Origin of the sequence: Escherichia sp. E.sYA108, assembly GCF_011754335.1 — a bacterium.
Classification (GTDB): domain Bacteria; phylum Pseudomonadota; class Gammaproteobacteria; order Enterobacterales; family Enterobacteriaceae; genus Escherichia; species Escherichia coli.
This window is the reverse complement of record NZ_JAAQVZ010000001.1, coordinates 3997241-4019696: the sequence shown is the minus strand read 5'-3', so window position 1 is coordinate 4019696 and position 22456 is coordinate 3997241. Positions and strand designations below refer to the sequence as shown.

The window sequence follows — 22456 nt, the reverse complement described above, 5'->3', positions numbered from 1 at the left end:
TGTCTTTCGATAAATTTTTGACTTAATCTTAAATAAGAATGACTTTTTTGCATGTCAGCGTTTTACTTTGCATTCAGAAATAAATAGAATTTTGAAAAAATAAGAGAGAAATCATGATACACTCCAAAAAAATTAAAAAACAAAAAGAGAGGAACTATGTCACATCCCCCTAAAAAACTTAAAAAATCATTAATTACTGTTTTTTTGAGTGGTATTCTTGCTGTTCTTGGATATTTTGTTGCATTGAACGGAGTGTTTGATTTATATCAACATATCGCAGATAATTTTTTGCAAAAAAAAGCAGAGGATAATCTTCATGTGATTTACACCGGAGCGTCAATAAAGTACATCGAGTCAATTTTTGGCCCTCCCGTGAAGGAAGAACATTCTGAGGATGGGAGGGTTCATGAGTATATTTACTCTTTCAAAAAGTTCTATCTGCAAGTGGTTTATGATAATAATAACACAGTGATACTCTATTCCGTAACCAGCAAGGATGAGAATTTTCATCCTGAAGTACCATATCTGAGAAAAACCCTTGGACATAAGTTCAAAGATTTTGGAAGTGATATTGATTATTTACAGTCGAGCTATTCTTCGAAGTTCTATCAATATGAAGAAGGGCATTATTTAGGAAATCCTGGCAACTATAGAAATTTTTACCTTGCCTATAACCCTGCTGGAGTTGATTATTTTGAGTTAGATCCACTTCCAGATCTCTCTAATGACGACAAATCGCCTCCAAATAAAAATGATCTTGAAAAATTCAGAAATAATAATGCTCCAAATACATTTGGGGTTGGCGATATCCACGGAGGTCCTGAGGGGCTTGAGTTAAGCTTTGGACTTGGGATTGATTATTACGATGCGAGAGATATTCCAGATAAAGATTAGTGATCATGTATCATACCATTTTTATATCGTTTCAAATTAGGTAGTCACAATTAGACTAGTTAATCTAACCAGCACTGAGGTCCGCTCCTCGCTCAGAGCGGACGGCCTTCGTGAAAGTTAGTCTTGTTGTGGTGGCTCTTTCCAGCGCCATTGCAAGACATTCTCATCGCTGAGAATAAACAGTCCTGACCAAATTGCCGTCCAAAACTGGATATTCAGACACCATGGGCGTGTCATAAACCAGCGTAACGGTTTTGCTTCAAACAGATGAATACCTTTTCGCGATGGTGAATATAACGGGGGGCGTCCCACTAACGGCAGACAAAAGCCCCATTTCCAATATTCAGCAATACGCCTTCGGGCACATTCAATTGCATTACAGTTCCAGATGATACCCCAACGCCGTTTCCATGTATCATTGAGACACCAGTTTTGCATTAGCGAATATTTGGGCGAATTGTCAATAGATATACTTTCACCAGTCATTAATTTTATCGTGCAATATTTTAACTGGTACTGTTCAACCGTAAATGCGAATCCATCATCTAGAATAAGTACATCAAGTGTAGGAATATTTGAAAGCGTTAATATTATCGGTGAGTTATTTACATCATGAATGCATAGTGTTTCTTGGTAGCGTAAGCCACTGCCAATGGCTTCAAAAACAAGTTCAACTTGTTGCAGTCGTTCCTCTTTGCTTCTGAAAGCAATACGTGAACAACGAGGTTCTTTATCTGTCAACTGAGCAAATCGTAGACTGTACTCCAAATAATTCCCTAAGGAATGCCAGCTCGCCCCTAGCCTGTGTCTCACTGCCCAGCGCTCATGTGAGAGTTGATAAGTTTTTATCAGCATTATCTGGGTAAGAGTAGACCAGCATTTCTTCACTACTGTAACAATTGCACCAAAAGGAACAGGAAGTGACATTACTAAACCCCTACAAATATCAGATAATTAGGTTTTATATCATTTCAGTCAGTGTAATCAAATGATAATCAGGATTGGGGCTAATCTTGAACGCCACTAAAGATCGGCAACAATGGGGATCCAATGTTTCGTTAGTGATTTTTCGCATTAGCAGATACATGCTTACTTCCGCTCCTCGCTCTCAGCGGACCTTCAGCTCAGTGATATCGTCCGCTCTGTGCCAAAGGCGGACGCTCAAGTAGATACTGTCCTGACAGTATGCGGTAATCAGAGTTGTTATATATTACTTGCGTCCAAACCAGCTTTCTGACAACCCGGCCGCTCCTGCTTTCAACAACGCGCCGCCATACTTTTATGCTGCAAAGAGCGGAGACAGAAGGTTAGCGTAATTTGTAAATAACTTACATTCACGTGTGATCTGGATCATAATTTTGCCTATGCACCGATCGTAATATAAATATTTACATAACGATCAGTGATTCATGAAAACTCAAATAACTTTCGCTGCGCTTTTGCCAGCATTAGCGTCTTTCATACCGCTTCATGCTCATGCCTCGTCTACTTCTGAAGATGAAATGATTGTCACGGGCAACACCGCCGCCGACACCACCGATTCTGCCGCCGGTGCCGGTTTCAAAACGAACGATATAGATGTCGGCCCGCTGGGAACGAAATCCTGGATCGAAACACCATATTCCAGCACCACTGTAACTAAAGAGATGATTGAAAATCAGCAGGCGCAAAGCGTCAGCGAGATGCTGAAATACTCTCCCAGTACGCAAATGCAGGCGCGCGGTGGAATGGATGTCGGGCGTCCGCAAAGTCGGGGGATGCAGGGCAGCGTGGTGGCCAACAGCCGTCTGGACGGGCTGAATATCGTTTCAACAACCGCGTTTCCGGTGGAAATGCTTGAGCGCATGGATGTGCTTAACAGTTTGACCGGCGCGCTGTACGGCCCGGCGAGCCCAGCAGGGCAGTTTAATTTCGTGGCGAAGCGCCCAACCGAAGAGACGCTGCGTAAAGTGACGCTGGGCTATCAAAGCCGCAGTGCGTTTACCGGCCATGCCGATCTGGGTGGCCATTTTGATGAAAACAAACGGTTTGGCTATCGCGTGAACCTGCTTGATCAGGAAGGGGAAGGCAATGTGGATGACAGCACGCTGCGTCGCAAACTCGTTTCCGTTGCGCTCGACTGGAATATTCAGCCGGGCACTCAGCTACAGCTCGACGCCAGCCATTACGAATTTATCCAGAAAGGCTATGTCGGTAGCTTTAACTATGGGCCGAACGTCAAACTGCCGTCTGCGCCGAATCCGAAGGACAAAAATCTGGCGCTCAGCACTGCGGGCAACGACCTCACTACCGATACCATCAGCACTCGCCTGATCCACTACTTTAACGACGACTGGTCCATGAACGCTGGCGTGGGCTGGCAGCAGGCTGACCGCGCGATGCGTAGTGTTTCCAGTAAAATACTCAACAATCAGGGCGATATCTCTCGTTCGATGAAGGATTCCACCGCTGCCGGACGTTTTCGCGTCCTGAGCAACACCGCCGGGCTGAATGGTCATATTGATACCGGCTCTATCGGCCACGATCTGTCACTTTCTACCACGGGATATGTCTGGTCGCTTTATAGTGCCAAAGGAACAGGTTCCAGCTATAGCTGGGGTACAACAAATATGTATCACCCGGATGCGATAGATGAGCAGGGCGATGGCAAAATCCGCACCGGCGGGCCGCGATACCGCTCCAGCGTAAATACTCAGCAGAGCGTTACGCTCGGCGATACGGTGACATTTACGCCGCAGTGGTCGGCAATGTTCTATCTCAGCCAGAGCTGGCTGCAGACTAAAAACTACGATAAGCACGGTAATCAAACGAACCAGGTTGATGAAAATGGTTTAAGTCCGAACGCCGCGCTGATGTATAAAATTACCCCTAACACAATGGCCTACGTTAGCTATGCCGATTCGCTGGAGCAGGGCGGTACCGCACCGACGGATGAGAGCGTAAAAAATGCCGGTCAAACGCTAAACCCGTATCGCAGCAAGCAGTATGAAGTGGGGCTAAAATCGGACATCGGCGAGATGAATCTAGGCGCCGCGCTGTTCCGACTGGAACGTCCGTTTGCCTATCTTGATACGGATAACGTGTATAAAGAGCAGGGTAACCAGGTTAACAACGGCCTTGAGTTAACCGCTGCCGGGAATGTGTGGCAGGGGCTGAATATTTACAGCGGCGTGACCTTCCTCGACCCGAAACTGAAAGATACGGCGAATGCCTCAACCAGCAATAAACAGGTTGTCGGCGTGCCGAAAGTGCAGGCCAATCTGTTGGCGGAATACAGTTTGCCGTCCATACCGGAATGGGTTTACAGCGCTAACGTCCATTATACGGGCAAACGCGCGGCGAACGATACCAACACCTCTTACGCCAGCAGCTATACCACATGGGATTTGGGAACGCGTTACACCACGAAAGTGAGCAACGTCCCAACCACTTTCCGCGTGGTGGTAAACAACGTGTTTGATAAACATTACTGGGCTTCTATCTTCCCATCGGGTACCGATGGCGATAACGGTTCCCCAAGTGCGTTTATCGGCGGCGGCCGCGAAGTGCGTGCATCCGTCACCTTCGATTTCTGATGGATAAATGATGAAACTCTCCCGTTTATTTCCGCTGCTGGCGCTGCTGCTGGCGGCCAGCCTGCACGCAGAAAATACGCACAAGGAGGTGCGTATCGCGTCACCGTGGCCGGCGCAAAATACCATTATTGCCATGCTGGGGTACGGCGATAACATTGTCGGAACCTCGATGATTGCAAAAAGGATCCCCCTGTTTCGCCAGAGCCTGCCGCGCATAGAGAAAGTCGCAGCAGTTAGCGTAAACAGCGGGCATGAAATCAATCCCGAACAGATTATCGCGCTGGGGGTCGATATGCTTTTTGTACCGCAGAATATGGTAGTGCCTCAACAGGCGTTGCTGAAACAGGCTGGGGTGCAGGTGCTGGCGTTTGAGGCGAATTCACTGCGGGCGTTAACGCAGCGCGTACAGCAAACGGCAGCGGTGCTGGGGCCCGATGCGCAGCAAAAAGCGCTCGCCTATCAACGCTACTTCGATCGCAACGTGGCCCTGGTCACCGGGCGCCTGAAAGATCTTCCTGCGTCACAGCGCGTGTCGCTCTATCACAGTATGGGCAATCCGCTGACCACCACCGGTAGACCCTCGCTAAACCAGGACTGGATTGACCTGGCCGGCGGCAAAAATATCGCTGAAAATTGGTTTGGCGAGCATCAACAAAACCGTTCGGGTGAAGTCGCGCTGGAGAAAATTGTCACTGCCAATCCGGCGGTTATCATCGCGATGAACAAGCGCGACGCGGATGCCATTCTGAGTTCTCCGCAGTGGGCAAGCGTGGACGCGGTCATTCATCATCGCGTTTACGTTAATCCGAAAGGAATGTTCTGGTGGTGCCGTGAAACCAGCGAAGAGGCGCTGCAATTTTTGTGGCTGGCGAAAACGCTTTATCCTGCGCGATTTGCTGATGTGGATATACGCAAAGAGACGCGTGAGTTTTATCGGCAGTTCTTTGGCCTGACGTTAAGCGATGCGCAGATGAGCGATGTGCTCAATCCGCCGCGCTAACGGAGGCTGTGAAAAACCATGACTGTATTGGAAAGTACGCTGTCGGTCGAGAACCGCTATCGCCAGCTTTTTCGCCAGCGTCTGGTAATACTGGCGGTTATTTTTATCGCTATCATTGCTTCGCTGCTGCTCGATTTCACCCTCGGCCCCTCAGGGCTCCCTTTACATTCGCTGATAAAGACTTTGATGCATCCGTCCGGGGCGACTAACGGCATGCGGGTTATCGTTTGGGACATCCGTTTGCCCTATGCGCTGATGGCGCTCCTGGTAGGAATGGCGCTGGGTTTGGCCGGGGCAGAGATGCAAACTATTCTGAATAACTCCCTCGCCAGCCCGTTTACGCTTGGCGTTTCGTCGGCGGCGGCCTTTGGCGCAGCGCTGGCGATTGTTCTGGGCATCGGTATTCCCGGCGTTCCCGAAAGCGGGTTTATACCGGCAAACGCTTTTCTTTTTGCGCTCCTGTCCGCCCTGCTGCTCGATAGTCTGACCCGCTGGACGCGCGTGCCGACGTCGGGCGTTGTGCTGTTTGGGATTGCGCTGGTGTTTACCTTCAATGCGCTGGTGTCCATTATGCAGTTTGTCGCCGATGAAGATACTTTGCAGGGCCTGGTGTTCTGGACGATGGGCAGCCTGGCTCGCGCATCATGGGAGAAACTGGCGGTGCTGGCGGCGGCGATGGCGATTGTTTTACCCTGGTCGCTGCGTCGTGCCTGGCAGCTTACCGCGCTACGCCTCGGCGAAGAGCGGGCGATGAGTTTTGGCATTGATGTTCGCCGTTTGCGCCTGGGTTCCCTGCTGCGCATCAGCCTGCTGGCGGCCCTTTCGGTTGCGTTTGTGGGGCCAATTGGCTTTATTGGCCTGGTTGCACCGCATATTTCCCGCCTGTTGCTGGGAGAAGATCATCGCTTTTATTTGCCCGGAAGCATCCTTATCGGTGGGCTGGTGCTATCGCTGGCCTCGGTAGCGTCGAAGAACATCATTCCCGGTGTCATTTTACCGGTAGGAATTGTTACCTCGCTGGTAGGCGTTCCGTTCTTTCTGAGCATTGTAATGCGTCATCGAGGGAGTATGTCATGAGCGGGCTTACGATTAATGCGCTGTGCGCCGGTTACGGCAAACGGCGGATTATTGAGCATCTGTCGATTTCTACGCTGCCGCGCGGCGAAGTCACTGTACTGCTGGGGCCTAATGGCTGCGGTAAATCAACGCTACTGCGCGCCCTGGCCGGGCTAAATCGCGCCAGTGGCGAAGCCTGGCTGAATGAAGAGAATCTCTTATCGCTGCCGTTTGCTCGTCGGGCTGAAAAAGTTGTGTTCCTGCCGCAGTCCCTGCCGCAGGGCGTGCATTTACAGGTGCTGGAGTCGGTGGTTGTCGCCCAGCGCGCCTCCGGCGCCGGGCAAAATCAGGCGCAGGCTATAGCGCTGCTCGAAGAGCTAGGCATCGCACATCTGGCAATGAACTACCTCGATAGCCTGTCCGGCGGTCAGAAGCAGCTGGTGGGGCTTGCACAGTCGCTTATTCGCCGCCCCGCATTATTATTGCTGGATGAACCACTGAGCGCGCTGGATCTCAATTATCAGTTCCATGTGATGGATGTTGTATCGCGCGAAACGCGAAGACGCAATATGGTTACGCTGGTCGTCTTACACGATATCAATATCGCACTGCGGCATGCCGCCCAGGTCATCATGCTGAAAGAGGGGAAACTTATCGACAGCGGCGACCCGCAAACGGTGATCCATGCAGAGAGCCTTGCGCAGGTATACGGCGTACGCGGGAGAGTTGAACGTTGTGCTCAGGGAAGATCGATGGTGATAGTGGATGGTGCAATCGAAAAATAGTCGGATTAACGTGGTTGCTTCAGCCTCAGGTAAAGATCAATAGGAAGTCTGTAATGCAACATATAGACCGCCTTAATGTCATTAAAGCACTTGTGCTTCTAGAAGATGAGCAGATTGTTCGTTTTAACATCGCTGCGAACGATAACGCCTCGCAGATCCACATGCTCGTTGACGGTCTGGGCGTCGGGCTGACACATGAGCCTGTCGCTGCCGGAATGATTTCGCACCGGACAGCTTGTCACCGTTCTAGGCAACATGACAGACCTGCGCATTCCTATTTCTATTATCTATCCGCCTACCAAGTTGCTTAATGTCAGGCTAAGGCCCTTTAATGACTGGATTTCAGACCGATTTTCTGGACAACCGAGCGGGTAAATCGCAGTACACTGACAGCTAGACAATAAAGCTCCGGTTCATGTTTGAACCATGTGTAGTGAATGTCCGCTGTTCGCTCACAACGGACCTTCAGCTCAGCCGTTCCGGCCGCTTCATGCCATGAATGTACGCAGCCAGTCAGAATATTAAGGTGCGGATTTCAGTTCACTTGCCAGCCCAGTGATACAGGACAGTAATGACCAACAATTTGGTATTGATACAACAAGCTGCGGCCCCGGTTCGTGGGGGAGATGAAACGAAGGTAGCTGAAGTTACTGAAATGAAGAATTCAGAGAGACTGAATGATATGCCTCACCTTTAGTGAATAGTGTAAAACGGGAGACTCTCACCCGGGATTATCCACTCATGCTCAATGTATAATTTTCGTGCCCCTCACAGGTAAGAGCCGGATACATTCGTTGTGTATGCTGCAGAATTGGTAACCGGGGCCCTGCAGTCTTTAACTCCGAGTCTTGTGCTGCTCATTTGCCACAAAATCCTGGTACGCCAGCTCAATCATTTCATTCAACAGTTTTTTTGGGGGGCACCACGACTTCGGGCAATACTTTCAGGCTGTTTGTGGATTTTTCCGGACAGTTTCAGCGGAACGGAACCATCAGCACGTTCATCACGCCTTTTTTGTTGCTCCCGGGCACTTTTCAGTTCATCCACAATATAGCTGCTCTTCTCGCATTTTTGCCGATTTTAAAAATGCGAACAAAACATCCGTACATGATGTACAGATTAAACTGCCAGGGACTGGTGTCAGAAAGCCTCCGGTTAGCCTGCTCTTTCCGGAATGTGCCGGTTATGAAAAACCGGAAATTCAGTCTCTGTTGTAAGATGTACCCTCTGATACTACGTTTTCGTTTTCTCTGTGTATTTAACTCACTGTATTTATTGTCTTTTTAAGCCTGACTGATATTCTCCGGTCATAGTGTGCTGGATAGACATCCCGTAACCTTCTCATTTTTATATAAAAATACCTGCACTGTCTTCAGCGCATCTGTCTCCTTTAAGTAAAAAATGTTTTCACGTATTGCTGTAAATTCATTTTAAATCAGTATGTTATCCTGATATTGCTGTCTCCTGGTTTGATGCGTAATCGTTCTGCCTTTCTGGATGATTCTGGTGCTTCCGGGTGCATTCTCCTCTGCACATGCAACAGTTCGTCATCGCCACGTGCCCAAAAAGCATATAAAAACGAATCGAATCTGATCGTTTTTTCAATCGTTTTTCACAGGAATTTCGTAGGGTGTTCTCCGCTATAGCCTCCATATTTGCTGTCTTTTTCTTCATAAATCGTATGCAATATAACCAGTCTGTCAAGACATCTTCCCTGCTGTTGAGGTGACGATCTCATTTCTGGTCTTTTCCGGGAGAGAGACGGTCAGATGAGCGAGCCGGATTTACTGCCAGAGGTACTCCCCGCGGCAGAAAATAGTGCTCCTGTTTCCGCAATCCGGGATCGGCAACGTCCCATGGTTAATGCCACTTGCAGCGTCAGGCACTGCAGGTTTACGTCGTGATCTGATTTCTTCTGCACTTATCCCGATCACGGAAGTTCCCCCTGCGCAGACATCGGTTCCTGCCGACATTTCACAATACCGCCAGGCTGTCATGCAGTAACACCCGCAATGCGGTCTGCGGTTTTAAGCGCACTCTCCTGTTTTCAGTGCACCGATAAGCGTTATAGAAAGTCTGGGGTGAGTTACTGAATGTCTGTTAAGTGGTGCCGTGGGTGGAGACTGCTTACTTTTCCACAGCAACTGCAGTCATTCAGGATGCTCAGGAGAGAATATGTCAACGCCACGAGCCGGGCCATTTTCATGCCAGCCAGTATATTTTCTACACTGATGCAGTCTGATTTTCACCATTCCATCCTCACTGATTGTCGTGTTGTTTTGGGTCATCACCACAGCTTTCCGTTTCTCTTTTAATCGGTAACGCTCTCCTTTGATATTCAGCGTGGTTGAGTGATGCAGCAGTCAATCCAGGAGCGCTGTTGTCCGGCAACCACCATATCAACTTCTTCCCGGCGTGCCGGCGCTGGTATCCAGGCCGGGTTTCGAAGCGAAGCGTTCCTGACGGACTCATTGACATCCGGGCCGGATGTAGTCATGCAGCATGGAACGTCCGCCCGTATACACTGACGGCGTCCGGCCGTGTACAGAGATCGGTAAAATTCGTTACTACAACTGTTCCTGAATATCTGACGAAGAAACATTCAGCCATAACATCCGGCCGTGTACATCTCTTTTGCGGTGCAGGGAGTGCTGTCGCCATGTACTTATTGTCACCAGGGTGAGGCATGTACCGCAGCATGCCAGCTCAGCAATGACAGGATGCCCTTAAGACATCCGTCATGGCTCAGTATGATGACGACGAACACGCTCTGCAGGTGAGCATGCAGGGCCGGGGGTATCATCATTTCCGTATTTTGCCGCACCTTCCGGAAACAACCGGCATCAGTTACGGTTACCGTCAACCGTTGTGCGGTATGCCAGGAGCACGTACTGATCCATCAGATCCGTCAGTGCTGCGTTCTGCTTCTGACGGTCGATGATCCATTCCCCCAGCTCTTTTTCTGATTTCCGTTTCAGGTTCTCCGTCCAGTCGTCAAGGCTGTTTCCGGTCATTAAATCAAGCCAGCAAAGCCAGACCAGTTTGAGGCGCAACTCCGTGCCACCAAACTGACGGAAGAGGCTGATCAGTTTATTTGCCAGAGAACGCTGCCTCAGACGTTCACATTCAGACAGCAGAATCCCTTCCAGCATCGGATGATGAACCAGCAGATGTTCGCTGGTGCATAAGTTCACCACCAGATCATCATCCAGGGGCGGCGTGGCCCGTTTGTCAGAGCCATAAATCAGCCGGTGCAGACTCCGGGGTACGATGGCAATCTTCGGTTTTTCACCATTGAATGACACCCACCCGGGCGTCAGATTCTGGAAGTAGTGGATATTCGGATGACACACGCCCCAGGATACGGCGTGCCGGGTGAAGCCGGTCAGCCATTTCTGGTAGCTTTCGTGGAGCAGCTCGTAACGGGTCTGATACTGTGGTTTCATTTTCATATTCCTCACGGGGGATAACAGGCAGCAGAGTGCCGCCGGCAGGCCGGAGATTGCGTCTGCTGTGGGCGAAGGGCCAGTGGTTAAAAATTACGGACGGGACTGTGCAATACGCGCCTGCAGCCAGGCTTCCACTTCACTTTTCAGCCAGCGGGAGCTGCGGCCGAGTTTGATGGGTGCCGGAAAGGCCCCATCCTTGATGAGCTTGTAAAACCACTTATCGGTCAGGCCGGTCAGCTGAGTGATAAACGTCATATCGACCATCTGGTCATCCATCAGCGAAACTGGGGTGGTCATAAAAATCTCCTCCGGATGTTGTTAATCTCAGCCGGCGTTGATGATGAAAACAACGCACCACCTTCACCGGCATAACAACCGGGGAGAAACGTAAAAAATCAGTAGGGGAATATTCCTGCCAGGAGAGAAACTGTTGTGTACAGGCAATACAGGTTGTCTGTTTTGTCAGTGAAGCCGGTATAAACGGAAGATGATTTTGTGTTGCCGGAATATGGGATGGCGTTTTGCCGTGACGGGATCAGTATTTTCAGTGATGATTATTACTGTGCAGGGGAGTACCGGAGATAAACCACGCCCTGTACCTGCCAGAGCGGAGGTTTGTATTTACTGAACGGAAGATAAAGCGAGGTAAACACTGTTGCGGTGAGCGGAGAAGACTGAGATTATTCTCTGTAATTACAAACAACAGTGATCTGATCCGGTTTTTTTACCGTTACGGGTTTCCGGGGATCAATTTTATAGACCGGGGTAATGACCACGCCGGAATTTATGGAGAAAAGCGGGATCCAGCAATAAACGTCCGGATATTTCTGTGTCTCCGGAATACCTTTTGCGCCAGAGGCCATCAGATCTTTAACGCTCACGAAAAATGACTGCCGCAGATCAAAAAAGTACTCGTCATATATCACGTCTTTTGCCAGCAGGATGACTGCATTACCAACAGCCGCTTTTACAGGTGTCCCACCGGATGGATTATCGTGATTGTATATTGTTCTTTCAATATAAATAAAACAGGCATATTTTGCCTTCTCCCCGGACAGTTGCATCTGGTATTCGCAAATGTCTTTGATACGCCGGCTTTCAACCCGTCCAATCATCTTATCCCGGCGATAGTGTCTTTTATGTTTCAGCGCGTACAGAACACCATTTGAACTGTCAAACTCCAGGATTCTTTTGGTGAAAAGTTTGTTTTCCCAGATCTCCAGACAATACTTCTCTGCACTGACGACATTGCGTTTGTGAGGAAGATCCCGTTGATACACTCCATTTAATAAGCGTGACTGCAGTTTGCCTGCAAGTTGATAATAACAGTTAATATCGTTAAGGACAGGTGCTGTGGCGCTGAGTAATGCGTCGATTACCTTAGAGCGCGAAAGTTTGTGGGTATGACAGTACTCATCCACAATTCGCAGCGTCTCATCACTGGTCATATTGAAAGTTATACGTGTTGTCATGATGAAATTTTCTGTTAATCATACTGGTTGATATGCATAACATTTCATAAAAAATACTTTTAATTCATATAATTGATTTTTTGACTGGTTTTATCCTCGTGTGGTGGAAAGTAGTGTTACTGCCACTGTAGTCAGCATAACTCTATCACACAGAACCACCGAAAATGAAGCATTGCTCAGGGGGGAAGCTGCCACTCGTACGAGTTTTCTGAGCAATGATAACCAGTATTTTTCGTTTTGGGCGATTTGTTTATCGTTACAGCTAAAAACAGTTCATGTACCATTAAAAAATAATAAAGGTTAATTAGTATTATTTATAGAAGTATGTTTATGTAATTCTACCGTGTAAATGAACTCTGTCATTGTACCTTGTAATTCTATCCTGTAATTCTACCTCGTAAATACACCTTGTAACCAAGTCCTGCAGAAGTCTGTCTCATCGAACAATATTCCTGTGCAGCGATATTCTCTGTAGTAGTACTTGTAACTCTGCCCTTAACTCTCTCTTCAGTAATGTAGTCCCGCCACACCTGAATATAAATCTGTAATGTTCACACACTGACTGTAACGTGCTTTGTTAAGTAATGTCTGCTATTTTTTTCTGTTATTTTTCCTGTTGTTTTCTGTATTTTGTTGTATGGTGTAATAACTATTCTGAACCCGTCATCACCTTTATAGCTAAGAGTATGACTTCGCCAGTGTTGATACTGTGGATAACGGTGATTAAGGAATTACTGTTAATGATCTGTTCCTGCAGCTCACCTGATGAGTTTTGGTAGTAATACGTAAAAGAGTATGCCTCATGTCATTAAAAAGTCTTCCGGAGTGTTGTTTAACCCTGTACCTCTATTACTCATGTAGTACGTTGCGGAAAGCTACGTTAATTGTAATATCTGGTTATGGCGTTATGCCTTCAGTATTAAAAACATCTTTTACCGGAGAAACAGGGAAGTGGAAAGGCTTTCGGGATAACGTCAGGCCATTATGACGATATTACGTTAATCACAGTACAAGATAACGAGAGGGTAATGGAATTTTAAACCAGAGTAGTTCCACTGTTGTTCACTGGAAAAAGTGATTTCCCACGCGCGTTATAAGCTTACTCCAGAGGAGATGGAAGCCTTCAACTCTGCGGTCGATCACCGGCTGGCAGAACTGACCATGAACAAACTTTACGATCGTGTTCCCGCTTCAGTCTGGAAATATGTTACCTGATAAATGTTTCTGATGAAGTACAGTCGTCACAATGACATCACTTCAGATATTATCTGCGCTGTGATTGACTGTCACGTATGCCGTTCTCTGTATGGTTCTGATACCCGGGTGTGGTCCCACTTTCTCTGTGGCGCCCGGGGAGTTGTGAACCTGCACGTCTTCGTGTGATAACGTTTTCTTCAAAAATTACGCCAGCGCTTCTTCCTGTGTTACAGAACACGAGGAAGAAACATGAAGACTTACAACACCAATCCCGGTTACGAAATGGATCCCCAGCTCCTGACACACTTTAACCAGCATCTGGATTCATTATTCGGGGTATATTCGAAACTGTTACCGTTCAGAATGGATTTTGCTTACCGAAAAAACACCCTCAGCTACAGGTGTGCCTGCAGGTACGCCATGTGTGCGGAGATACTGCGACTGATTAACGAAGTGGGAGAGAAACTGGTCGGGTATGCCTGGGTAATGGAATATACGGAACGTAAAGGGCTTCACATTCATTTTGTGGGCTATCTGAACGGTCAGAGCCACAGGAGTTCGTATCTGGTATCCAGATTGATGGGAGATATCTGGAGGCGGGTTACCGGGGGGGATGGTTACTACCACTGGTGCCGGTTTAATAAAAATTATCCGGTAAACATTAACCACGTCATTCACTATTCAGATCACAAAGCGGTGAATGCCTTACGCTATGCCCTCAGCTACCTGGCCAAACGAGAACAGAAAGAATGTGGCATCATCCTGAAATGCAGCGGGCTTCCTGAAAAAAGTAACCGGGGTCGACCGCGACTGGGCAGCACCCTGCCGGAGACTTATTCTCTGGTGTAAGACCCTGAACGACAACTACGGGCTGGCGCTAATTGTTACGGTCGGTTCCGGAGGCCACTTCAGGGACTCTGCGCATTTTTTACGACATGGCTATTCCGTATGAACCATACGGAGATTTAACCATGGCACATTCTTTACCATTCCTTCCGGCAACCGATACAGCGCATCCCCCGATGTCCATCCCTGCCTACTGACAGTTTTTTACGCCGGTGGGCCATTGTGTGACAACCACAGTGCTGTAACAGCAACCAGCCTGCTTTACCCAAACTCCAGTCCAGATTTTAACTGAACCGCCATTCACCCCCTGACCACACTGCCCGTACCGGGACAGCTGTTGCCTGCGTGTCGTCTGGCGGCTGAGGAATATGACGATGTACGCAAAATCCTTTATTGCATTTGATGGCAATGGGCGTCTGACGGGTGCCCGTACCGCACAGACTGCACCTTACGATCGCTACACTTGCCACCTTTGCGGCAGTGCGCTCAGATACCACCCGCAATACGACACTGAGCGTCCCTGGTTTGAACACACTGACGACGGGCTGACGGAGCACGGTCAGCAGTGCCCTTATGTCAGACCGGAACGCAGGGAGATACAACTGATTAAGCGTCTGCAGCAATTCGTACCGGATGCCTTACCCGTGGTGCGTAAAGCCAGCCGGCACTGCAGACAATGTCATCACGATTATTATGGGGAGCGGTACTGCACGCACTGCCATACCGGGCACTTCAGTGAGGAGGGGGTGGCAGAATGAACGGTATAAAAACGGGGCTGGGGATCACGCCGGGTGAACACATAATCAGTGCTGATTCTGCACTCAGCAGAAATATCCGGCAGTGTTTCTGCCTTTCCTGTCATGGCCGGTTGATTTTGCAGACAGATGCTCAGGGGGCATGGTTTGAGCATGATTTATATGCCCTGAGCGAGCAACAGAAGGCAGCCTGCGTGGTGCTGAATCCGGAAAAGTCCCACCCTTACATTGAGGATATGGAGATGTTTTTATCGCCATTACCGGTCGTGCTGGAGTGGCATTGTATGATGTGTGAGCAGTTTTTTCATGGGAAGAAATTCTGTGAGGCCTGTGGTACGGGGATTTATTGCAGAGCGGTATGTACGAAGTCTGTTTACAGCTACCAGCCAGACTTGTTTCAGGACTGCGGAGGTGCGAGTACTTAATCCGAAATGCCCGACCTGCTCAGGGCGTTCAGAGGTATCGGAACCTGCATTTTATCTGGTGTTTCGCACCCACCCCGTTCGTGACACAAAGGCGCGACACCGGATATCCGCAGTCCTGCTTACCTGAATAAAACCCGGGGTATTGATTGTGTACTGTGGTGCGAAATCGCACCGTGATCGCGGATTCGCCGAATCCGCACTGTGGTGTCAACCAACCATACGCGAGAGTCCTCTCCGTATTTATCAGTGCCTCAGGACGATTTCTGCATAGTTAATCCAGGGGGCTGCATTGTTTATTTCCCTGCTAATGGACGTGACATCCAGGATATTCATGATCCTGATTTCCCTGAGCAGTATCAGCGCTTATTGGAGCGTCTGGATTATCAGACGATGCCCGGTACTAAAGCATCAGGCCAGCGTAACTCTGGCTACAGCGGTTTTTGACCTGTTGTAACTGTAAGGTGATTTATTATGTATACAGAATCAAATGTTAAGCTTTCCTGTAACGCCCTCTGGCAAAAGTGTGTCCTTGCAACTCTGTATCGGGCTGCAGCCACACATCCTGAAATTAAATTATTACAATTTAAATTAATACCAGGGCAGGGTATTAATAAGGCCATTCCCTCTCTGATGGCTGATTTTACTGGTGAACTGCATAGACTCATTTCTGAATATTTGCAGTGTAAGCGACGTAAAGATCAATCTGTTGAGCCCACCCCTTTATATTATCTCTGGAGTAGGGAAGCTGTGGCTAACGATACCACTCCTTATCTTATGGTGCTGCTACTTAATAACGATGTCTGGTGTAAGAGTCGTGAGGTGGTGGTTCTCAGAAATCTGATTGAGCAGGCGTGGGGAAAAGTATTGGGTGAAGATAACTCCATTACACATCTGGTTGTGTATCCTGAAGTGCTGTCGTTGGTATTTGATGCAGCTAACACATACAACGCTGAGCCTGGTGTACTGGAACAGACGGCCCGGGCTTACATTGAATCACATGGTACCATTGAACGTCATCTTGGGTGTAGTGACTTTTAACGTCAGGTGACGCATTGTCACTTCTGACCTGCTACCTGTACGCCGGAATATAATGGTCAGAGAGGCATATTTCGACGCCCCTAATCTGGGGCGTTTGATTCAGGATGTCTGGAATAATCCGGGCTTTGTGTCACCGGGCGCATCAAAGCAGTACCACCCGGGATGTGGCGCTGGATCGTCATTTACCGGACTGCGAAGACATACTTAAAGAGGTGATATGGGCGTTCAGTGATTTTGTCCGCGATCATCGAGGTGTGTATGATCCGGAAGCCCGTTACCTCGCCGGTAATCCCTGGTATCCCGTAACAGGCCAGTTCTGAAAGCACAGCTCAGCAGATTCCCCGCATTCGCACAATCTTCATAAATCTCACAGGGGACATTCTGACCGTGTTGACTACAACAAGCCACGACAGCGTATTTCTGCGTGCCGATAATTCCCTGATCGACATGAACTATATCACCAGTTTCACCGGTATGACTGACAAATGGTTTTACAAGTTGATCAGTGAAGGCCATTTCCCTAAACCCATCAAACTGGGGCGCAGCAGCCGCTGGTACAAAAGAGAAGTGGAGCAGTGGAAGTGAAGTAGAGCAGTGGATGTAGCAACGAATCGAGTGATCAAGGGGGGGGGCTGCAGTATTGTTCAGGATTAGTATACCTCTGGTAAAACTATATTGTTTGGTAAAAGAAAGGTCTGCTGAAACGTTTAATTTCCATTACAACAGTAAACTTATACTCAGATTATGTAATATCGACATTTGAGATAAATTGTGAAGATAAAAGAGAAGCCATATTTATTATATATGGCTTCTCATAATAACTCATCTATCTAATAAATTTTTAACGTAATTAACCAATTCTTTATCTTTACTATTATTAAAGAAGCATTTCTGGAATTTTTCGCCACCAAGAGCTTGTTTAAGTAACTCCGGATCGATGGCCTGGAGAGCATCCATGAGTGGCTTACTAACTGCTTCTTTCATATTACTCAGTATAATGGCATTCGCATTTTGTGATTCACGACGTTCTGCCGGATAGCCTAATCCCTTTTCGCCATCAAATGCTTTTTCAAAAATATAGCGCATGTTTAATTCTGCCCCCCAGCCAAAACCCTTTGCAAATGGCAAGGACAGTGCATTCCCATTATTTACCTGTGCAAACAGGTAGGCATCTGTTGGTTCGATGCAATAACCACAAGTAACTCCCGGGAATGTGTTCAGTGCCATCAATGCCCCCTGTCCTGTACCACAGCCAGTAATAACGAAATCAACAGATCTGCTGTTTAACAAGATAGCCGAAATAATGCCGAGATGAACGTAAGTCAGACGATGATCATTGTCATCACACATTCCTACATTGAAAATAGTATGGCCTTGATGTGCGCTTGCTGCAACTAACTCATTAAAAATTATTGCGTTTTTAGATGCCTGGCTAAATTCATTCATCAATGCGATTTTCATACGAATTCCTCATTTAAAATCATACTGTTAAACTTCATAGCATAACAACATGAACGATATGATAATACATTACAAACATTACTTGCAACATTGTATTTGAAAATTCAAAACATCATTTCATTTTTATTGTTGTGTGCTCTCGATCACGGTTTGCTGCACTTTTGAACGCTATATTGGATGCTAACGAAACGATAGAAACGATATGATGAAGTATTGTCATTCTTATAAAGGATAAGATTATATGGCTAAGGGTGATATTAAAAAGTTGAAGTTTGAATCTTTCTACGATAGTGAATCGAATAACGAAGTTATTCGATTAACGCCAACAGATATTCTTTGCCATCGCAATTATTTTTATCAAAAATGTTTTACAAATGATGGTAAAAAATTGATTTTCGCTGCTGAGTTTGATTGTAACCGGAATTATTATCTTATGGATTTGGTAACTCAGACAGCGAAACAACTCACTGAAGGAGCTGGAGATAACACCTTTGGTGGCTTCCTGTCCCCTGATGATAATTATCTTTTTTATGTGAAGAATGAAAAACATTTGCAGCGTGTTGATTTGACCACATTAGAAGAAGTTACCATATACACAGTACCGGATAATTGGGTGGGGTACGGAACATGGGTTGCTAATACTGATTGTACGGAAATCGTCGGAATCGAAATCAGTAAAACTGACTGGACCCCGCTTAGCGACTGGAAAATATTTCTGGAATTTTATCATAAGAATCCACGATGCCGTTTAATTACGATTGATCTGGAAACCGGAAACGCTGAAGTGATATTGGATCGTAATACTTGGTTAGGGCATCCAATTTTTCGTCCGAATAATAACGATACTATCGCCTTTTGCCACGAAGGGCCCCATGACCTGGTGGATGCAAGAATGTGGATGATTAACCGTGATGGGACAAATGAGCGTAAAGTGCATGAGCACCAACTTGGTGAAAGTTGTACACACGAGTTCTGGATCCCTGATGGATCTGCACTGGCTTATGTTTCCTATATGAAAGGACAGCAACAGCGTTATATTCGCAAATATAATCCTGATACTGATGAAGATTCATTAGTGATGGAAATGCCGGCATGTTCCCATTTAATGAGTAACCATAATGGTATTCTCTATGTTGGTGATGGTTCAGGTAGTCCGGTTGATGTTAAAGATACCTGCAGTTATAAAATTGAAAATGATCCCTGGATTTACATTCTTAGCAGTAAAAATAAAAAAATACATAAATTGGTGAAACATAATAGTTCCTGGAGGGTACAGAAAGGAGACCGGCAGGTAACGCACCCGCATCCATCATTTTCTCCAGATAATAAGTACGTTTTATATTCTTGCGATGCCGAAGGTGAACCAGCACTATATATGGCTAAAATTCCTGAGGAAATCTTAACCCAGCAATAACTGACAAATTTTTCACTATTGGAGTTTTTATGGATTTCATCAATATGTTCTCTCTTAAAGGTAAAAATGCTTTAGTCACTGGAGCATCATATGGTATTGGTTTTGAGATCGCTAAAGCACTAAGTAACGCTGGTGCAACGATCATTTTTAATGATGTAATAGAAGAAAACATTAAAAAAGGCCTGGCAGCATATAAAGAGAACAACATCAACGCACATGGTTATTTATTTGATATTACAGATGAACAGTCTGTGAAGGAAAATATCAAAAAAATAGAGAGTGACGTAGGCATTATTGATATTCTGGTAAATAATGCAGGGATTATTCAGCGTAAACCTATGCTAGAAACTACAGCAGCTGATTATCGCAAAATAATAGATATTGATCTGACAGGTCAGTTTATTATGGCTAAGGCGGTATTGCCTTCAATGATTAAAAAAGGACATGGCAAGATCATTAATATCTGTTCCATGATGAGCGAATTGGGTCGCGAAACCGTTGTAGGCTACGCTTCGGCAAAAGGCGGCTTAAAAATGCTGACTAAAAATATCTGTTCTGAGTTTGGTGAAAAAAATATTCAGTGTAATGGTATTGGTCCAGGCTACATTGCTACACCTCAAACAGCACCGTTACGTGAAATTCAACCAGATGGCAGCCGCCATCCATTTGATCAGTTTATTATATCAAAAACGCCAGCTGGACGCTGGGGTAAACCAGATGATCTTGCTGGTGCAGCTATATTTTTAGCATCGGATGCTTCAAACTTTATCAATGGTCATATTTTATATGTCGATGGTGGCATTCTGGCCTACATTGGCAAACAGCCTTAGTTATATTCAGTCATAACTGTATGTACTACTTTAAATATTTTCAGAGAGGTGGTGATGTTTGTATTTAATGAAGATACAGCAATAGAAGATTTAGGCAACGGGGTCAAAAGAAAAGTTTTGGCTCATGGTGGCAATATGATGGCAGTAGAGGTCCATTTCTCTAAGGGGGCTATCGGCTCTTTACATCACCACCAACATGAACAGTTGACGTATGTCTTATCAGGTATTTTTGAATTTACCATCGGCGATGAAGTGCGTACAGTAAAAACTGGTGATACTTTATATAAGCAGCCCAACATTGTGCACGGGTGCAAATGTCTAGAAAAAGGAGTTTTGCTTGATATATTTACACCTCAACGTCAGGATTTTTTAAAGTAAATACCCAGTATTAATATGAACTAAAATGGTAGCGCATAAAATGCGCTACATATTGATATAGTTAACTAATTATCTATTGTTTTTCTTTCTGCCATAGACAGCTTTAATCTGAAAAATATTATCTTTTAAATGGAAATTTTAGAAATAATAGAATCTGATTATCCGGATATTTAGTTGAATTCTATAAAGTCGAGTGAACATATTGTTGTATCAATATAGTTAATTTAAATAATTCAGGAAAAACACATATACAGTGAGACTCTATAAATTTACTTTATAAATAACAGTGTAATGTTACTTCAATAATATACTCCATCTTTTCCAGGAGATGGAAATGGACTTTTGTTGTGGAAGAGGTATCATAAATGACTGAAGAAAACAGAAGAATAAAAGCCATAACTCGTTTTTCATATGGTAGTGGAAATCTTATCGGCAGTGGAGCTCTGGCTATTAGTGGAGCATGGTTACTTTATTTCTACACTACATTTTGTGGATTGACAGTTTTTCAGGCCACTGTAATATTTTCCATTGCTACTTATCTGGATGTCATCCTGAATCCACTAATGGGGTTTATTACGGATAATTTTTATCAGACAAAACTCGGTCGTCGCTTTGGTCGTCGTCGCTTCTTCATATTAATTGCCATTCCATGTATGATTATCTATCCATTGCTTTGGGTAAATGGTATGAGTTTTTGGTATTATCTTTCTACTTATATCATTTTTGAAGTGGTATATACTATGATTATGATACCGTATAATACCTTACCTGTTGAAATGACAAAGGATTTCAATCAAAGGACCTATTTGACAGGTTCTAAAGCTATGTTTGGTAAAGTAGCTAATTTCTTAGCAGCCGCTATTCCTGGTATCTATTTTTACTTCTTCAATAAAGATTCAGCCACCCCATTTTTCCTGACCGGTTTAACTTATGCTATTATTATGATCACTTCATTAATAATGCTCTATTTCAACAGTTGGGAACGTCCAACTGATGATGTAGTTGATGAATCAACGCATGGTTTTATGGAGGGCTTTAATAAACTTTTTACCGATCTTTTCTCAACCTTTAAGCTAAAAACCTTCAGAACCCATCTTGGTATGTATCTATTTGGTTTCGGCGCTGAATGGCTATTTACAGCGACATTTACCTATTTCATTGTTTTCAACCTTGAACAACCGAGAACATTTGTTTCTGAGATGAACTCATTAAGCAGTATTTGTCAGTTCTTCTCTACAGCATTCTTTATGATGTGGTGTGCCAAACGAGGATTTAAACGCCCATTTATCATTGCTATCTTAATTGTTGTATCTTCAGTGATTGGTTATGTTGGTGTGTACTATCTTAATATTCCCCATCTGACCTGGCTCATTATTGGCATCACTATCTGGTTTGGTCTGGGGACGGGGGGGGTATATTACATTCCGTGGAGTGTATATGTATTCCTTGCCGATGTTGATGAGGTCTTAACTGGTCGTCGTCGTGAAGGTCTTTATGCTGGTGCAATGGTTATGGCCGGTAAGTTAATGAGAGCCACTGTAGTATTTTGTCTGGGGGTTGTCCTCAGTCTGTTTGGTTTTGAGTCAGGCATTCATCATCAATCAGCCAGTGCAGTAAATGCAATTAATGGCGTCATGATATTTGGTGTGGCTGGTATGGCGTTAATAGGTATCTATTTCTCTGTAAAAATGAAATTAGATAAAGCATCTCACGCCGAAATAACTAAAGAATTAGAGCGTCTGAAAAAAGGTGGCAGAAAAGAAGATGCTACACCGGAAATTCGTAAGCTTGTTAAGCAACTGACTGGTTATGAATATGACCAGTGCTTCGGTAATAACAATGTTGGCTTTAAATTTGAAAACAAAGCAGGGGCATTCTAGA

General features: G+C 45.8%; 22 protein-coding genes and 3 pseudogenes. 18 read left to right on the top strand and 7 right to left on the bottom strand.

The genetic code is table 11. The features are described from left to right. The first annotated feature begins 156 nt into the window (after window positions 1–156). Complete coding sequence (locus HBM92_RS19245; RefSeq protein WP_000019301.1) at window positions 157–894, top strand: ETEC_3214 family protein; 738 nt, start codon at window positions 157–159, stop codon at window positions 892–894. A 117-nt stretch (window positions 895–1011) separates the two neighbouring features. Here HBM92_RS19245 and HBM92_RS19240 read toward each other — a convergent pair whose 3' ends face one another. After that, window positions 1012–1821, bottom strand: coding sequence for a hypothetical protein (locus tag HBM92_RS19240; protein ID WP_001305362.1), 810 nt, complete (start codon window positions 1819–1821; stop codon window positions 1012–1014). A gap of 482 nt (window positions 1822–2303) precedes the next feature. Between HBM92_RS19240 and HBM92_RS19235 the strand changes: the two genes are divergently transcribed. The 5 genes from HBM92_RS19235 (at window position 2304) to HBM92_RS19215 (ending at window position 7621) form a co-directional block, all read left to right on the top strand. Then, window positions 2304–4469, top strand: coding sequence for a TonB-dependent receptor (locus HBM92_RS19235; protein WP_000856947.1), 2166 nt, complete (start codon window positions 2304–2306; stop codon window positions 4467–4469). 10 nt (window positions 4470–4479) lie between these two features. Then, window positions 4480–5469, top strand: a complete 990-nt coding sequence (locus HBM92_RS19230; RefSeq protein ID WP_000778018.1) for an ABC transporter substrate-binding protein — start codon at window positions 4480–4482, stop codon at window positions 5467–5469. An 18-nt stretch (window positions 5470–5487) separates the two neighbouring features. After that, entirely contained in the window at window positions 5488–6546 is a 1059-nt protein-coding gene (locus HBM92_RS19225; RefSeq protein ID WP_000217077.1) for a FecCD family ABC transporter permease, read from the top strand. Then, window positions 6543–7310 carry an ABC transporter ATP-binding protein gene (locus HBM92_RS19220; protein WP_000016205.1) on the top strand — a complete coding sequence of 256 codons (768 nt, stop codon included), beginning with the start codon at window positions 6543–6545 and terminating at the stop codon, window positions 7308–7310. Before HBM92_RS19225 ends, HBM92_RS19220 begins: the two co-directional genes overlap by 4 nt. 92 nt (window positions 7311–7402) lie before the next feature. Beyond that, entirely contained in the window at window positions 7403–7621 is a 219-nt protein-coding gene (locus HBM92_RS19215; RefSeq protein WP_072276226.1) for a hypothetical protein, read from the top strand. A gap of 524 nt (window positions 7622–8145) precedes the next feature. Here the strand turns inward: HBM92_RS19215 and HBM92_RS25125 are convergent. After that, window positions 8146–8357: pseudogene (locus HBM92_RS25125) on the bottom strand (hypothetical protein); the annotation flags it as partial. Window positions 8358–9538: 1181 nt separating this feature from the next. Beyond that, window positions 9539–9673 (bottom strand): annotated as a pseudogene (locus HBM92_RS25625) (AAA family ATPase); the annotation flags it as partial. Window positions 9674–10050: 377 nt separating this feature from the next. Here HBM92_RS25625 and HBM92_RS25720 point away from each other — a divergent pair. Further along, window positions 10051–10251, top strand: a complete 201-nt coding sequence (locus tag HBM92_RS25720) for a hypothetical protein (protein ID WP_011076196.1) — start codon at window positions 10051–10053, stop codon at window positions 10249–10251. Here the strand turns inward: HBM92_RS25720 and HBM92_RS19210 are convergent. From HBM92_RS19210 to HBM92_RS19200, 3 genes are all read right to left on the bottom strand, one after another. Next, entirely contained in the window at window positions 10154–10762 is a 609-nt protein-coding gene (locus tag HBM92_RS19210) for a hypothetical protein (RefSeq protein ID WP_000782654.1), read from the bottom strand. The two genes, HBM92_RS25720 and HBM92_RS19210, sit on opposite strands and share 98 nt — an antisense overlap. Window positions 10763–10849: 87 nt before the next feature. Further along, entirely contained in the window at window positions 10850–11056 is a 207-nt protein-coding gene (locus tag HBM92_RS19205) for a helix-turn-helix transcriptional regulator (protein ID WP_001305352.1), read from the bottom strand. Window positions 11057–11439: 383 nt separating this feature from the next. After that, window positions 11440–12231 (bottom strand): hypothetical protein, encoded by a 792-nt coding sequence (locus tag HBM92_RS19200; RefSeq protein WP_001367564.1) that lies wholly within the window; start codon window positions 12229–12231, stop codon window positions 11440–11442. 1065 nt (window positions 12232–13296) lie between these two features. Between HBM92_RS19200 and HBM92_RS19195 the strand changes: the two genes are divergently transcribed. From HBM92_RS19195 to HBM92_RS19165, 7 genes and pseudogenes are all read left to right on the top strand, one after another. Continuing rightward, on the top strand, window positions 13297–13446 hold the full coding sequence (locus HBM92_RS19195; RefSeq protein ID WP_072146520.1) for an Hha/YmoA family nucleoid-associated regulatory protein: 150 nt from the start codon (window positions 13297–13299) through the stop codon (window positions 13444–13446). A gap of 231 nt (window positions 13447–13677) precedes the next feature. Further along, window positions 13678–14277, top strand: coding sequence for an inovirus-type Gp2 protein (locus tag HBM92_RS19190; RefSeq protein WP_000860849.1), 600 nt, complete (start codon window positions 13678–13680; stop codon window positions 14275–14277). A 371-nt stretch (window positions 14278–14648) separates the two neighbouring features. After that, window positions 14649–15032 (top strand): putative zinc ribbon protein, encoded by a 384-nt coding sequence (locus tag HBM92_RS19185; RefSeq protein WP_000270955.1) that lies wholly within the window; start codon window positions 14649–14651, stop codon window positions 15030–15032. Then, complete coding sequence (locus HBM92_RS19180) at window positions 15029–15454, top strand: putative zinc ribbon protein (RefSeq protein WP_001013326.1); 426 nt, start codon at window positions 15029–15031, stop codon at window positions 15452–15454. The genes HBM92_RS19185 and HBM92_RS19180 overlap by 4 nt, the downstream gene beginning before the upstream one ends. A gap of 471 nt (window positions 15455–15925) precedes the next feature. Next, complete coding sequence (locus HBM92_RS19175) at window positions 15926–16492, top strand: inovirus-type Gp2 protein (protein WP_000287897.1); 567 nt, start codon at window positions 15926–15928, stop codon at window positions 16490–16492. 49 nt (window positions 16493–16541) lie between these two features. After that, window positions 16542–16812, top strand: a pseudogene (locus HBM92_RS19170) (hypothetical protein); the annotation flags it as partial. A gap of 67 nt (window positions 16813–16879) precedes the next feature. Continuing rightward, a complete protein-coding gene (locus tag HBM92_RS19165; protein WP_001305346.1) occupies window positions 16880–17077 on the top strand; it encodes a helix-turn-helix transcriptional regulator in 198 nt (65 codons plus the stop codon). Between the two features lie 237 nt (window positions 17078–17314). Here the strand turns inward: HBM92_RS19165 and HBM92_RS19160 are convergent, their stop codons facing one another. Then, on the bottom strand, window positions 17315–17953 hold the full coding sequence (locus HBM92_RS19160; RefSeq protein ID WP_000684812.1) for an RpiB/LacA/LacB family sugar-phosphate isomerase: 639 nt from the start codon (window positions 17951–17953) through the stop codon (window positions 17315–17317). A gap of 241 nt (window positions 17954–18194) precedes the next feature. Here HBM92_RS19160 and HBM92_RS19155 point away from each other — a divergent pair, with 241 nt between their 5' ends. From HBM92_RS19155 to HBM92_RS19140, 4 genes are all read left to right on the top strand, one after another. After that, a complete protein-coding gene (locus HBM92_RS19155; protein WP_001051732.1) occupies window positions 18195–19367 on the top strand; it encodes an oligogalacturonate lyase family protein in 1173 nt (390 codons plus the stop codon). A gap of 29 nt (window positions 19368–19396) precedes the next feature. Continuing rightward, complete coding sequence (locus HBM92_RS19150; RefSeq protein WP_000345753.1) at window positions 19397–20197, top strand: gluconate 5-dehydrogenase; 801 nt, start codon at window positions 19397–19399, stop codon at window positions 20195–20197. A gap of 54 nt (window positions 20198–20251) precedes the next feature. Continuing rightward, window positions 20252–20575: a cupin domain-containing protein gene (locus tag HBM92_RS19145; RefSeq protein WP_000497518.1), complete on the top strand. Its 324-nt coding sequence runs from the start codon at window positions 20252–20254 to the stop codon at window positions 20573–20575. A gap of 365 nt (window positions 20576–20940) precedes the next feature. Continuing rightward, on the top strand, window positions 20941–22455 hold the full coding sequence (locus tag HBM92_RS19140) for an MFS transporter (protein ID WP_000134160.1): 1515 nt from the start codon (window positions 20941–20943) through the stop codon (window positions 22453–22455). Window position 22456: the final 1 nt, after the last annotated feature.